The sequence below is a fragment of the Pseudomonas sp. stari2 genome (assembly GCF_040760005.1).
In the GTDB taxonomy this organism is placed as follows: Bacteria; Pseudomonadota; Gammaproteobacteria; order Pseudomonadales; family Pseudomonadaceae; genus Aquipseudomonas.
The window spans coordinates 3,993,618-4,006,995 of sequence record NZ_CP099760.1 but is presented as its reverse complement, the minus strand read 5'-3'; the positions used below and the strand labels follow the sequence as shown (position 1 = coordinate 4,006,995).

General features: G+C 61.2%; 14 protein-coding genes. 6 read left to right on the top strand and 8 right to left on the bottom strand.

Features of this window, described 5'->3' with window-relative positions:
• Positions 1-126: 126 nt before the first annotated feature.
• Together glsB and NH234_RS18185 are read left to right on the top strand one after the other, a co-directional pair.
• Positions 127-1,035 carry a glutaminase B gene (gene glsB / locus NH234_RS18190; RefSeq protein WP_085711458.1) on the top strand — a complete coding sequence of 303 codons (909 nt, stop codon included), beginning with the start codon at positions 127-129 and terminating at the stop codon, positions 1,033-1,035.
• 69 nt (positions 1,036-1,104) lie between these two features.
• Positions 1,105-2,607 carry an aldehyde dehydrogenase family protein gene (locus NH234_RS18185; RefSeq protein WP_085731997.1) on the top strand — a complete coding sequence of 501 codons (1,503 nt, stop codon included), beginning with the start codon at positions 1,105-1,107 and terminating at the stop codon, positions 2,605-2,607.
• 47 nt (positions 2,608-2,654) lie between these two features.
• Here NH234_RS18185 and NH234_RS18180 read toward each other — a convergent pair whose 3' ends face one another.
• From NH234_RS18180 to cynS, 4 genes are all read right to left on the bottom strand, one after another.
• A complete protein-coding gene (locus tag NH234_RS18180) occupies positions 2,655-3,428 on the bottom strand; it encodes an alpha/beta fold hydrolase (RefSeq protein WP_367253707.1) in 774 nt (257 codons plus the stop codon).
• 171 nt (positions 3,429-3,599) lie between these two features.
• Positions 3,600-4,259: a carbonic anhydrase gene (locus NH234_RS18175; RefSeq protein WP_119427328.1), complete on the bottom strand. Its 660-nt coding sequence runs from the start codon at positions 4,257-4,259 to the stop codon at positions 3,600-3,602.
• Positions 4,260-4,271: 12 nt separating this feature from the next.
• Complete coding sequence (locus NH234_RS18170) at positions 4,272-4,508, bottom strand: DUF2790 domain-containing protein (RefSeq protein WP_085731994.1); 237 nt, start codon at positions 4,506-4,508, stop codon at positions 4,272-4,274.
• Positions 4,509-4,592: 84 nt separating this feature from the next.
• The gene (gene cynS, locus NH234_RS18165) at positions 4,593-5,057 is read right to left on the bottom strand and encodes a cyanase (RefSeq protein WP_367253704.1); all 465 of its coding nucleotides are present in this window, start codon (positions 5,055-5,057) and stop codon (positions 4,593-4,595) included.
• A 119-nt stretch (positions 5,058-5,176) separates the two neighbouring features.
• On the opposite strand from cynS, the gene cynR reads away from it, so the two are divergent.
• Positions 5,177-6,055, top strand: a complete 879-nt coding sequence (cynR, locus tag NH234_RS18160) for a transcriptional regulator CynR (protein WP_085731992.1) — start codon at positions 5,177-5,179, stop codon at positions 6,053-6,055.
• A 72-nt stretch (positions 6,056-6,127) separates the two neighbouring features.
• Here cynR and NH234_RS18155 read toward each other — a convergent pair whose 3' ends face one another.
• A complete protein-coding gene (locus NH234_RS18155; protein WP_047293552.1) occupies positions 6,128-6,457 on the bottom strand; it encodes a hypothetical protein in 330 nt (109 codons plus the stop codon).
• Between the two features lie 127 nt (positions 6,458-6,584).
• Here NH234_RS18155 and NH234_RS18150 point away from each other — a divergent pair, with 127 nt between their 5' ends.
• Positions 6,585-6,956 (top strand): hypothetical protein, encoded by a 372-nt coding sequence (locus NH234_RS18150; RefSeq protein ID WP_367253702.1) that lies wholly within the window; start codon positions 6,585-6,587, stop codon positions 6,954-6,956.
• 12 nt (positions 6,957-6,968) lie between these two features.
• On the opposite strand, the gene NH234_RS18145 is transcribed toward NH234_RS18150, so the two are convergent.
• Both NH234_RS18145 and NH234_RS18140 read right to left on the bottom strand, forming a co-directional pair.
• A complete protein-coding gene (locus NH234_RS18145; protein WP_367253700.1) occupies positions 6,969-7,472 on the bottom strand; it encodes a GNAT family N-acetyltransferase in 504 nt (167 codons plus the stop codon).
• 47 nt (positions 7,473-7,519) lie between these two features.
• A complete protein-coding gene (locus NH234_RS18140; RefSeq protein WP_367253698.1) occupies positions 7,520-9,463 on the bottom strand; it encodes a DNA topoisomerase III in 1,944 nt (647 codons plus the stop codon).
• A gap of 279 nt (positions 9,464-9,742) precedes the next feature.
• On the opposite strand from NH234_RS18140, the gene NH234_RS18135 reads away from it, so the two are divergent.
• Positions 9,743-11,149, top strand: a complete 1,407-nt coding sequence (locus NH234_RS18135; protein WP_367253696.1) for a serralysin family metalloprotease — start codon at positions 9,743-9,745, stop codon at positions 11,147-11,149.
• Between the two features lie 153 nt (positions 11,150-11,302).
• Positions 11,303-11,671 carry a DUF427 domain-containing protein gene (locus NH234_RS18130; RefSeq protein ID WP_085731987.1) on the top strand — a complete coding sequence of 123 codons (369 nt, stop codon included), beginning with the start codon at positions 11,303-11,305 and terminating at the stop codon, positions 11,669-11,671.
• A 49-nt stretch (positions 11,672-11,720) separates the two neighbouring features.
• Here NH234_RS18130 and NH234_RS18125 read toward each other — a convergent pair whose 3' ends face one another.
• Positions 11,721-13,343 (bottom strand): MFS transporter, encoded by a 1,623-nt coding sequence (locus NH234_RS18125; RefSeq protein WP_367253695.1) that lies wholly within the window; start codon positions 13,341-13,343, stop codon positions 11,721-11,723.
• Between the last annotated feature and the right edge of the window lie 35 nt (positions 13,344-13,378).

The following is a 13,378-nucleotide window of genomic DNA, read 5'->3' as shown; positions in this document are numbered from 1 at the left end:
TCGTGGTGTGTCTGTCGCCGCGTCGTATACAGTGCGATACACGAACGCGGTGTGATTCGGCCGGCGGGCGCAGCGTCTAGCCACGGTGTCCCCGCAATCCCATGGGGCGAGACTTCGAGACCCGGCATGCAAGCGCTGTTGAACGAGATCCTTGACGCTGTCCGGCCCCTGATCGGGCAGGGCAAAGTGGCTGACTACATTCCCGCCCTCGGCACCGTGCCGCCCGATCAACTGGGCATTGCGGTGTACGGCAACGACGGCGAGATGTATTGCGCCGGCGATGCCGAGACGCTGTTCTCGGTGCAGAGTATTTCCAAGGTGTTCAGCCTGGTGCAGGCCATCGAACACTCCGGCGAGGCGATCTGGGAACGCCTGGGCCACGAGCCGTCCGGCCAGCCGTTCAACTCGCTGGTGCAGCTGGAGTTCGAACGCGGTCGCCCGCGCAATCCGTTCATCAATGCCGGGGCACTGGTGATCTGCGACATCAACCAGTCGCGCTTCGCGGCGCCGGCCTTGTCGATGCGTGATTTCGTGCGACGGCTGTCGGGCAATCCCCAGGTGATGGTCGACGGCAAGGTCGCCGATTCCGAATACCAGCACCGCGCACGCAACGCGGCGATGGCCTACCTGATGCAATCTTTCGGCAATTTCCACAACGACGTTGAAGCGGTGCTGCGCAGCTACTTCAGTCACTGCGCGTTGCGTATGAGCTGCATCGACCTGGCCCGGGCGTTCTGCTTCCTGGCCAACGACGGCTATTGCAAACACAGCGGCGAACAGATCCTCACCCGCCGCCAGACCCAGCAAGTCAACTCGATCATGGCCACCAGCGGCCTGTACGACGAGGCCGGCAACTTCGCTTACCGCGTCGGTTTGCCGGGCAAGAGCGGTGTCGGTGGCGGCATCGTTGCGGTAGTGCCGGGGCAATTCACGGTGTGCGTGTGGTCGCCGGAACTCAATGCGGCGGGCAACTCGCTGGCGGGCATGGCAGCGTTGGAAATGCTCAGCTCGCGGATTGGCTGGTCGGTGTTCTGAGCCTGTGTTGCTTTGAGGGTGGGCAAGCTATACATTTTCCGGCCGCCCTCAATATGGTGAATCTGCTTCATGTCTCTCGCGCTCGAACGTCTCGTCGCTGGCACGCCTATCCCTTTCGCTGGTAACCGCGTCACCGTGGTCAGCCCCGAACTGGCCGAGCGTTTCCGACCCGGCGACCACCTGTTGGTGGAGCAGGTGAGTGGCGAGTTGTTGCTGATTCCAGTGGTGGATCAGCAGGCCGCTTCGGTGGCGATCGAACGTGCAGCGGCGGCGTTTACTGCGTTGTCTACGGTGCCGGATGAAGCGATCAGCCGTTTCTTCGACCTGTTCGCTCAACGCCTGGAAAATCCGGACGCCTGGGCGTTGATCGAAACCGCCAACCTGGCCGACATCGAACGGGCCAAGGCACGCGGTCGGTCCACCACCCGTTTGCTCGCCGATGAGCGCATGCGCCGCGACATGATCGCCGGCCTGCGCGCCTGGCGTGACGCGCCGGCCACCCGTGGCAAAGTGATCAGCAGTGTCGAGCATGACGGCTGGAAGGTCGAGCAGGTGGTGTCGCCGCTGGGCATCGTCGCGTTCGTCTTTGAAGGTCGACCAAACGTCTTCGCCGATGCCGCTGGCGTACTGCGCACCGGCAACACCGCCGTACTGCGCATTGGCAGTGATGCGTTGGGCACCGCGCAAGCCATCGTCACCCACGCCCTGAACCCGGCGCTGGCCGATGCCGGCCTGCCGGCGGGTGCGGTGTCGCTGGTCGAGAGCGTCAACCACGCCGCCGGCTGGGCGATGTTCGCCGACCGGCGTCTGTCGCTGGCGGTGGCCCGCGGTTCGGGCCGTGCGGTCAGCCAGTTGGGCAGTATCGCCCAGCAGGCCGGCACCGCCGTCAGCCTGCACGGCACCGGTGGCGCGTGGCTGATTGCCGATCGTGATGCAGACGCAAAACGTTTTGCCGCCGTGGTGCGTAATTCGCTGGATCGTAAGGTCTGCAACACCTTGAACGTCTGCTTGATCCAGCGCGACCGTGCCGCTGAGCTGGTGCCGTTGTTCCTCGATGCCTTGCAGCAGGCCGGCACCGCGCGCGGTCAGGGCTGCAAATTGCACATCGTCGAAGGCAGTGAAGGTTATCTGCCGAGCGAGTGGCAGAACGCGACGGTTGAGGTCTATCGTGCCGAGGGTTATCAGACCGAAGCCTTGGCCGAGCCATTGCCGCAAGCGCAACTGGGCCGTGAGTGGGAATGGGAAGAGACCCCGGAAACCAGCCTGATGATCGTCGACGATCTGGATCAGGCCATCGCGCTTTTCAACCGCTACAGCCCGCAATTCACGGTGTCGCTGATCAGCGAAGACGCGGCGGTTCAGGAGCGTTTCTACAGCGCGGTCAATGCGCCGTTCGTGGGTAACGGCATTACCCGTTGGGTCGATGGCCAGTACGCGCTGAACAAGCCGGAGCTGGGGCTTTCGAACTGGGAAAGCGGTCGCCTGTTTGCCCGCAGCGCGATTCTTTCGGGTGACGGTGTGTTCACTGTCCGCAGCCGAATGACGCAAATCGATCTGGGCGTAAAACGCTAAAACACAAACGCCGCACCTGTCGCAATGACAGGCGCGGCGTTTTCGTGTCACTTGGCGGTGGCGGCGGATTCGATCAGGCTGGCCACGGCTTTCGGATTCGACACCATCACCACATGGGACGCACCCTTGACCACTACGGTCTTTTTGGCGTGCGCCCGTTCGGCCATGAACGCCATGGCTTGCGGCGGGATGTTCTTGTCCTTGTCGCCGTATACGAACCACGATGGAATCGATTTCCACGCCGGCTCGCTGGCGGCCTCGTTCAGCGCGGCCTCGGTGACCGGGCGCTGGGTGGCGGCCATCAGTTTCGCGTCGGCGTTCGGTACATCGGCGGCGAACTGGTCGTGGAACTTGTCCTGCTGGATATACAGATCCTTGCCGCCGTCCTTCAGGGCAACGGGCGGCGCGAGGGTCGGGCCGAGAGTGCTGCCGGGGAATTTACCGGCCAGCCCGGCCACGGTTTCACCTGCTTCGGGCGCCAGTGCCGCGACATACACCAGTGCCTTGACGTTGGCGTTGCCGTACGCGGCTTCACTGATCACCGGCCCGCCATAGGAGTGACCGACCAGCACCACAGGTGACTTGATTCCAGCCAACACATCGGCGACCGATTGCGCATCACCCTTGAGCGTACGCAGCGGGTTGGCCGTCGCGATCACCGGATAACCGTCCTTTTCCAGAATTTTCACTACACCGTTCCAGCTGCTGGAATCGGCAAAGGCACCGTGCACCAGCACTACGGTAGGTTTCTCGGCGGCCATCGCCGAGGTGGCGCCGGCCATGGCGGCGGCAAGGGCCAGTCCTGCAAACAGCTTGTTCATCGAATGTTCCTTGTGTCGGGAGGAGGGATGCAGCGTCAGGGCTTATTCAAGTCGCCCGCTGTATCGCTGATGTGTCCGCCTCCCGGTGCGGGTGCATGGAACTGTGTCTGGCAGGGCGCTGGCTACACGCTGATACAAAGCAAACGCCCCGGCAGGTGCGGGGCGTCCGGTTCAGGCGGCATTGACCGTTTGGCCATGCACTGCGCAGGTCGACGGTTGCTCGGCCAGCGAGACGAAGGTGCGACGGTCGGCTGTGAGGGCATCGATGGAACCGGTCTCGATGTCGTAGACCCAGCCGTGCAGGTTCAGCAGGCCTTTTTCCTGGGCCAGGCGCACGCTTGGATGAGTCTGAATGTTCGCCAGTTGGGCGATCACGTTTTCGCGCACCATCGAACTGAGCTTGGCGGCGTCATTGGCGTGTGGTCGCGATTCGTTGACCACTTTCGCCGACTCTGCATGTTGCAGCCAGCCGCTGACGGCGGGCAGGTGATCCATGCATTTGCACTGGGCGATGGCAGTCATGGCGCCGCAATCGGAGTGGCCGCAGATCACGATGTCGGTGACGCCGAGCACGGCTACCGCGTACTCCACCGTCGCCGAAACCCCGCCAGGGTGCGGACTGTAGGACGGTACGATATTGCCGGCGTTGCGGATCACGAACAGTTCGCCGGGTTCTTGCTGGGTCAGCAGTTCCGGTACGACACGGCTGTCGGAGCAAGTAATGAACAAGGTGCCCGGAGTTTGGGTAGTCGCCAGGTATTTGAACAGTTCAGTGCGTTGCGGAAACGCTTCGCTCTGGAACTTCAGGAATCCTTCGATCAGGTTTTTCATGGTGTTGTCCTCTCAGTTCGAACAGCCGGTACCGAATTCGCTGTATTGAAGAATGTGTTTTGTGCCATTGCTGTCGAGGTAGGTCATTTCGACCGGCACCACGCCGCAGACGTCGGCGACCGGGGTGATGCTCACGACTTGCGCGATGTCCAGTTGCATGCCGTAGCGATAGGCGACAGCTTCTTCACTGGCCTGGGCTTGAGCGCAAAGGCCGGCGAGCAGGGCCAGGGACAGCAGAATTTTTTTCATGGGACAGCCTCCAGACGGATGTGGTGACGACTTGGCAATTCAGGTTTGGATGGGGCCCGCACACGGGGTGCGGGCCCGGAGGGATCAGAACGGACGCAGCGGGAGGAACTTGCCGTCGAGGGTGACCACGGCGCGGGAACCGCCTTCAGGGTCTTCGACTTTTTTGATGTCGAGTTTGAAGTTGATCGCGCTGATGATGCCGTCGCCGAATTGTTCGTGAACCAGTGCCTTCAGGGTGGTGCCGTAGATCTGGATCATTTCGTGGAAGCGGTAGATGGTCGGGTCGGTCGGCACACCATCGAGGCTGCCGCGCAGCGGGATGATTTGCAGGGCGGCGACGTCTTCGGCGCTCAGTTGCAGCTTGTCGCCGACCACTTCGGCAGCGGCTTTTGGCAGCGGGTGCTGGCCGAGCAGGGCGGCGGTCACGTAGGCCAGGCTCAGGCCGGTGCCGTCGGCCAGGTCCTGCCATGACAGGTTTCTCTGTGCTTTGGCATCCAGGGCGCGAGTGGTCAGGGCGATACGGCTGTCGTTGTAGGCTTGAGATTGCATGGTGTTTCTCCTTTCGGGGTTGGCTTGCTGTGTGGAATTCATCTTCTGCCGATTGATCCATAGCGTCCAAGACCGATATACAATGCAAGGCATAAGTACTGCCTATAGATGGAGAGTCCATGCTGCTGCGACATTTGCGTTACCTGCTGGCCGTGGCCGATCACGGCGGTTTCACCCGGGCGGCCGAAGCGCTGCACGTGTCGCAGCCGACCCTGTCGCAACAGATTCGCCAGTTGGAGGAAAGCCTTGGCGTGGATCTGTTCGACCGCACCTCGCGCTCCGTAAAACCCACCGATGCCGGCCAGGCCTACATCGAATGTGCGCGGCGGGTGCTGGTGGAGCTGGAGGCGGGCAGGCGCGCGTTGCATGACGTGAAGGATCTGTCCCGAGGCTCGCTGCGCCTGGCCATGACGCCGACCTTCATGGCGTATCTGGTCGGGCCGTTGGTGCGCGATTACGTGGCGCGATATCCGGGGATTCACCTGGAGATTTTCGAGCTGTCGATGGATGACATCGAGGCCGGACTGGCGGATGACTCGCTGGATATCGCGATTGCCTTCACCCCGGTGCGCAGCCCGGACATTGAATGCATTCCGGCATTTGTCGAGACACTCGGGGTGATGGTCGGGCGTGAGCATCCACTGTATGACAGTGCTTCTGTGCTGACGCCGGATGACATTGCGCAGCTGGATTTCGCTCTGTTGGCGCCGGACTTCATCACGCGGCTGTCTATTGACGAGTATTTTCGCCAGCACGGGATTACGCCCAAGGTGCAGATCGAGGTGAATTCGGTGAGTACGTTGCTGGAAGTGATTCGGCATGCGCCGATTGCGACCATGTTGCCGGAGGCGATTGCGACCGAGGATCGGGCGTTGCGCCGGTTGCGGGTCGAGAGTGAGGCGCCGCAGCGGGGGGCGGCGTTGTTGCGGCGCCAGAACAACTATCACAGTGCGGCGGCGGAGGCGTTCATGAAGCTGGTACTTGAAACTCGTTCATGAGCATTGTTTGCGAGCAATAAAAAGGGCCTGCTTCGTTTCCGAAGCAGGCCCTTTGTCTATTGAAGTTTTAACTTAGCAGAACCGATCAATCACCCGAACTTCGTTCTTGTTCTGCATCGAGTCCCACGCCTGTTTCAGCGTTTGCAGAACATTACCGATGAAGTCCTTGTCGGCCGCGGCTTTCTTGCCGACATAGCCGTGGCCGCGGCGGTACATCTTCAGGCGGGCCAGCAGGTTCTGGTTATTCCGGTCGAACTCTTCTTCACCAGCATGGGGCGACAGGCAGTCGATATGGACCTGACCCGACTTGCTGATCCACAGAATATGGCTGTCGTGGCTGTCTTTTTGCGCAGCGAACATACGAGCCAGTTCTTCGATAGTAGGTTGATTGTTCAGATTCATGATATTGCCCCTTGACCAGTCTGGTGATCTTTCAAAGTTGATTCGCTAATACAGGTAGCCCATCGGTTAGTTGATCCCTGGCACCGAAACCAGGACGTCAGCGGTCGCCCGTGTGAAGTACGGGGTCATGCGTCTGTTGCATGTAGTCGTGTTGAATAACTGCTACGCAATAGCGTCACAACGAGGAGAAGCAGCGAAAACCGGGAGGCTCCTTGACGACGTTTTCAGGGTCGACCACAAGCGTCTTGAGAATTTTCGCCAGCGCTTCTCGTCCTTGTACTGGACGTTCAGGCCAGGTCAGCTTCTTCAATCTGCCTTGTGGGCAGCGTGTATCCGGAAAAAACAGCTCGGCGGTCAGACGAGCTTGCTCAAGCGTGTTGCCAGTGCTCCCGATCGGGGAGACGTCTGCATCATGCAAAAGCCAAACGACGCCGTCAACGGTTTTGTAGTGATTATTTTTGGTCACTACATATTGTCGGACAAAGTCTTTCTGGAATGAGAAAAGGGCCGTTCAGGCAGCGTGGGAAGGGCTGCGTAGGCAGTAGAACGTGCAGGGGTAACCGTCTACGGTTTTCTGCTGGCGAGTGAAGTCGCCGCCGCTCACCTCGGGGATCACCCTGGCCCAGAACCGCTGCGCAGGCAGGTTGGCGTCGACATGGAAAATCTGCCATCGACCGGGCAAGTGGCTCAAGAGGGCAGAGGCGACAAACTGCGCGACGCCTTGGCCACGCCATCGCCGGCTGACGAAGAAATAGCCGATGTTGTAGTCGACACCTTCCATGAGGATGTGATCATCGACGGTCACGAACCCCGCCAGTTCGCCGTCGACGTGAATCAGGAATGGCCGGGTTGCCGGTTGGCGCCAGTAATCGTCCTTCAACTGGATCGGGAAGAAACCATGCCCGCACAGTTTCAGCGGCAGCCATTCGCTGAAGTCGTAGGTGTAGAACTGCATCAGGTTTTCGATGGTGTCCAGTTCGTCGCGCCGGGCGACGCGCAGTTCGATGACAGACATGCCGCTGGCTCCTGACAATCACTGCAGAAACAGTAGCGCGCAGCGAGCTATTTAGCTGCCGGTTTCGCTGCACGTTTGCTGGTACCGGTGGCTTTGCGCCGAGTGGTCTTGCGCTTGTTCTTCCACGGTGCAGCGGCTTTGCCGGCAGGGGGTGGGCCGCTGATGGTCAGGCTCAGGCCGGCGCAACGGGTCACTTGCTTGCTCATCCACGCGGCCTGCTTGGTGACGAACTCTTCCAGGCTCATCTCGCCGCTCTGCACCATGTCCAGCGCCTGTTCCCAGATCGCGGTGGTGCCAGGGTCGGCAATCGCGCGCGGCACCGCGTCGATCAGGCTGAACGCGGCAGGTGTGGCGGACAGGGCCTTGCCGCTTTTCACCAGATAACCGCGATCCAGCAGGCCCTGAATGATCGAGGCGCGGGTAGCTTCGGTACCGATCCCGGTGGTGTCCTTGAGTTTCTGCTTGAGCAGCGGATCTTCCACCAGTTTGGCGACGTTCTTCATCGCCTTGATCAGATCGCCTTCGGTGTAGGGCTTGGGCGGCTGCGTCCACAGGTCCTTGAGTTTCACGTCAGCAACGGCGCACTCGGCTCCTTGGGTCAGCGTCGGCAAAGTTTGTGGTGCGGGGGCTTCACGGCCCTTGGCCGGGGCCAGTGCTTCCGGCAGCGCGCGTTTCCAGCCTGGCTCGATGATCTGCTTGCCGACCGCGCGCAAGGCTTCCCCGGCGCAATCGAAATCGGCCTGGGTGCGGTCGTATTCGTGATTGGGCAGGAACTGCGCCAGATACCGCGCGCGAATCAAGGTGTAGACCGCCCGGTGCTTGCCGGCCAGGCGTTCGAGATTCTTCGCGGCGGCGGTGGGAATGATGCCGTGGTGGGCGCTGACCCTGGCGTCGTTCCAGGCGCGGGAGCGGCGCTGCGGCTCCAGATGTTCGCGCAGTGCTTCGAGGCTCGGGTCGGCTTGGCGCAGCGCCGCGAGAATCCCCGGCGCTTCGCTGTGCTGGCTCAGGGGCAGGTAGCCGCAATCGCTACGCGGGTAGGTGATGACTTTGTAGGTTTCGTAGAGGGCCTGGGCGATGTCGAGGGTTTCCTGGGCGCCAAGGCCGAGTTTCTTCGAGCAGACTTCCTGCAACGTGCCCAGATCGAAGGGCAGGGGCGCCACTTCGCGTATGCGCTCGGTGCGCAGCTTGACCACCCGGGCGCTGGCGGCGCTGCTGATTGCGGCGGCCGCTTGTTGGGCGAGAGCCTGATTGAGGCAACGATCCTGATCGTCACAGGCATCGCTCGGTGCACGCCATTGCGCCGTAAACGCCGTGCCGTCATGCAGCAGTTGCACATCGATGGCCCAGTACGCGACGGGTACGAAATCGGCAATGCTGCGGTCGCGATCCACCACCAGCCGCAGGGTCGGCGTCTGCACCCGGCCCACCGGCAACACGCCTTGATAGCCCGATTGCCGGCCGAGCAGGGTGAACAGCCGACTCATGTTCATCCCGATCAGCCAGTCCGCCCGCGAGCGCCCCAATGCCGAGTGATAGAGGCTGAAGGTTTCAGCGCCCGGTTTGAGCGCCGCCAAGGCCTTGCGGATCGATGCTTCGTCCAGCGCCGACAGCCACAAGCGGCGGATCGGCCCGCGATAGCGGCAATGTTCCACCAGTTCCCGGGCGATCATCTCGCCCTCACGGTCGGCGTCGGTGGCGATGATCAGTTCGCTGGCCTCGCCGAGCAGACGCTTGACCGCTTTATACTGGCTGGCGGTGCGCGGCTTGACGGTCATTTTCCATTTGTCGGGGATGATCGGCAGATCCGCCAGCACCCAGCGTTTGTAGCGCGCGTCGTAGGCGTCCGGCGGAGCAGTTTCCAGCAGGTGGCCGATGCACCAGGTCACCGTGACGTCCGTTCCCAGCCAGCAGCCGTCGCCCCGGCGCCTTGCGCCCAGCACGGCCGCAATATCTTTGGCCTGGGAAGGTTTTTCACAGAGGTACAGCCGCATAACCACCGTCGTCGATCATTGCCCGAAGAGGCGCACAGGATGGCCTGAGTCGGGCGCCGGGGCAACTTTTATCTGTATGGATATACAGATAAAAAGATTTCCGGTAATGACCGTCCGCGTCAGGGCAATCGGGGACGCTATCGAGAAATTGAATGGCGCTCACGACTGGCACTGTGTCAGGTTCGAATCGCCTCAACAGGGCGAGTGACAGGACGATCTCGCCAGAAGATCGCCGTTTTACTGTCTGACACTGACTCTTCAGCAACAAGGACGTACACCATGTCTCAACCTTCCTCCCAGGCCAGCAGCGCCTTCACCGCCGTCGACACCTTCAGCCACCTGTATGACCGTGGCACCGGGACCGTCAACGGCAAACCGTCGTTCACCGCCGACCAGGCCGCCGACGAAATCCTGCGCAAGGGCATGTCATGGCAGGACAAGAATGCCGACGGCAAGATTGATCTGACTTACACCTTCCTGACCGACAAACCGTCGAACTACAACCCGAAACTCGGCAACTTCAGCGAGTTCAGCGCCCAGCAGAAAGCCCAGGCCGTGCTGTCGATGCAATCGTGGTCAGACGTGGCCAAAGTCACCTTCACCGAAGGCAAGGGCGGCGACGGTCACATGACGTTTGGCAATTACGACGTCAGCACCGGCGGCGCGGCGTTCGCCTACCTGCCACAGGGCAGCAGCTATGACGGCCAGTCGTGGTACCTGATCAACGATCAATATCAGGTCAACAAGACCCCGGACACCAACAACTACGGGCGTCAGACCCTGACCCACGAAATCGGCCACACCCTCGGCCTGTCGCACCCGGGCGCCTACAACGCCGGCAACGGCAGCCCGACCTACAACGACGCCAAATACGCCGAAGACACCCGTGGCTACAGCCTGATGAGCTACTGGAGCGAAGCCAACACCGACCAAAACTTCAGCAAGGACGGCAGCGGCGCCTACGCTTCGGCTCCATTGCTGGACGACATCGTCGCCGTGCAGAAACTCTACGGGGCCAACTTCGAAACCCGCGCCGATGACACCGTGTACGGCTTCAACTCCAACGCCGACCGCGACTACTACAGCGCTACTTCGAACACCTCCAAAGTGGTGTTCTCAGTGTGGGATGGAGGCGGCAACGACACCCTGGACTTCTCCGGCTTCAGCCAGAACCAGAAGATCAACCTCAACGAAGGTTCGTTCTCCGACGTCGGCGGTCTGGTGGGCAACGTGTCCATCGCCTATGGCGTGACCGTGGAAAACGCCATCGGCGGTTCGGGCAATGACCTGTTGATCGGCAACAGCGCGGCCAACGAACTCATCGGCGGTGCCGGCAACGACATCATCTACGGCGGTGGCGGCGGTGACACGCTGTGGGGCGGTGAAGGCGCGGACACCTTCGTATTCGGCGCAGCCAGCGACTCGACCATGACCGCGCCGGACTGGATCATGGATTTCACCAGCGGCCTGGACAAGATCGACCTGTCGGGCATCGCCGGGTTTGTCACCGGCGCGGCCACGCTGAACTTCGTCAGCGGCTTCACCGGCCACGCGGGTGACGCGATCCTGACTTACTTCGCAGAGACCAACCAGACCAGCCTGATGATCGACCTGACAGGCCAGGGCTCAGTGGACTTCGCGGTGGGCGTGGTGGGGCAGGCCGTGTCGACCGATATCGTCGCCTGATCTGAAAACGGACAATCTGAAACGGGAAAACCGCAGCCTTCGCCGGCCGCGGTTTTTTTATGGGCGGAAAAACCGTTCGGCTGCGAACCCGGCGTAATCCGGTCGCATGGGTTATACCTGAAACGCTCCCTTCGCCGCAGTCAGGAGAAACCGATGAAAACCTCCGGTCCCAGCCCCGTCATCACCATCGCCGAGCAACCAGGTTGTGTGTTGGTTAAGTTCCATGGCATCCAGGTCGCCGCCTCGGCCCGAGCACTGGTACTGCTCGAAGCCAATTACCCGCCGGTCTACTACATCCCCCGCGAAGACATCGACGAGAAGTACTTCGCCCGCACCGACCACACGAGTTATTGCCCGTACAAGGGCGATGCCAACTATTTCAGTCTGCAAGTCCCGGGGCATGAAGGGGCGAATGCGGTATGGACGTACGAACATCCAAAGATTTCGGTCAGCCAGATCAAGGACTACGTCGCGTTTTATCCCGATCAGGTGAAGTTTGAATTGCTGGAGGCGGAGGTCTGAAATGCCGCAGGGTGGCGAGGGCATTGCGCCCTCGCCACACGCCGATCAATCAGTTCTTGTCCAGATCGATATTCTTCGTCTCACGCAGGCAGATCATCCCCACCACCAGGCTCACCCCGGTAATCAGCACCGGGTACCACAGCCCGTAGAAAATATCCCCGGTGTACACCACCAGCGCAAACGACACGGTCGGCAGGAAACCGCCGAACCAGCCGTTGCCGATGTGGTACGGCAGGGACATCGAGGTGTAGCGGATGCGGGTCGGGAACAGTTCGACCATCAGTGCTGCGAGTGGGCCATAGCACATGGCAGAGATGATGATCAGCGCGACGATCAGGGCCACGATCATCGGCTTGTTGATCTGCTGCATATCAGCCTGTTGTGGATAGCCGGCGAGGGTGATTGCGCCGCGCAGGGCGGCCTCGTCGAAGCCGTCGATTTTCACATCGCCGACGCTCACTTGCACCGCGCTGCCGGCAGGCGCTGCGACGCTGGAGTAGGGTAGGCCTTGCTTGACCAGGAAGGTCTTGACCTTGTCGCACGGGCTGTCGAATTTGGCCTTGCCCACCGGATCGAACTGGAAGGTGCAGGTGGCCGGGTCTGCGACAACGGTGATCGGCGCCTGTTGGCTGGCGTGGTCGATGGCCGGGTTGGCATATTGGGCCAGGGATTTGAAAATCGGGAAGTACAGCGCGGTGGCCAGCAGCAAGCCAAGCATCAGCACCGGTTTGCGTCCGACCTTGTCCGATAGCCAGCCGAAAATGATGAAGAACGGTGCGCCGATCACTACGCTGATGATCAGCAGACTGTTGGCCACCGCCGGGTCCATTTTCAGGAATTGGGTGAGGAAGAACAGTACGTAGAACTGCGCGGCGTAGAAGGTCACCGCTTGCCCGGCGTTGATGCTGAACAGGGCGATCAGCACGACTTTGAGGTTTTCCCATTTGCCGAAGGATTCGCGGATCGGCGCCTTGCTGGCCTTGCCTTCCTCTTTCATTTTCAGATAGGCCGGCGACTCGTGCAGGCTCAGGCGAATCCAGGTGGAAATCCCCAGCAGCACGATCGACAGCAGGAACGGAATACGCCAGCCCCAGACTTCGAACTGGTCACCGGTGAAGTAGCGGCAACCGAGAACGACCAGCAGCGACAGCAACAGACCGAGGGTCGCGGTGGATTGAATCCAGCTGGTATTAAAACCGCGTTTGCCGATCGGCGCGTGTTCCGCCACGTAAGTCGCGGCCCCACCATACTCGCCGCCAAGAGCCAGGCCCTGAAGCATGCGCAGCACCACCAGAATGATCGGCGCAGCAATGCCGATGCTGGCGTAGGTCGGCAGCAGGCCCACGGCGAACGTCGCTACGCCCATCAGGATGATGGTCGCAAGGAACGTGTATTTGCGCCCGATCATGTCCCCCAACCGACCGAACACCAGCGCCCCGAACGGCCGCACGATGAAGCCTGCGGCAAACGCCATCAGCGCGAAGATGAACGCCGTGGTGTCGTTGACCCCGGCGAAGAACTGCTTGCTGATCACCGCCGCCAGGGCGCCGTAGAGAAAGAAGTCATACCACTCGAACACCGTCCCCAGGGACGAGGCGAAGATGACCTTTCGGGTATCGGAGCCGGCGTCCGTGCTGCGCACGGCGTCCAGCGGCTGAGCGTGTTCTGACATATCGGTATCCCTCACAGTGATTGTTTTTGTTGTTT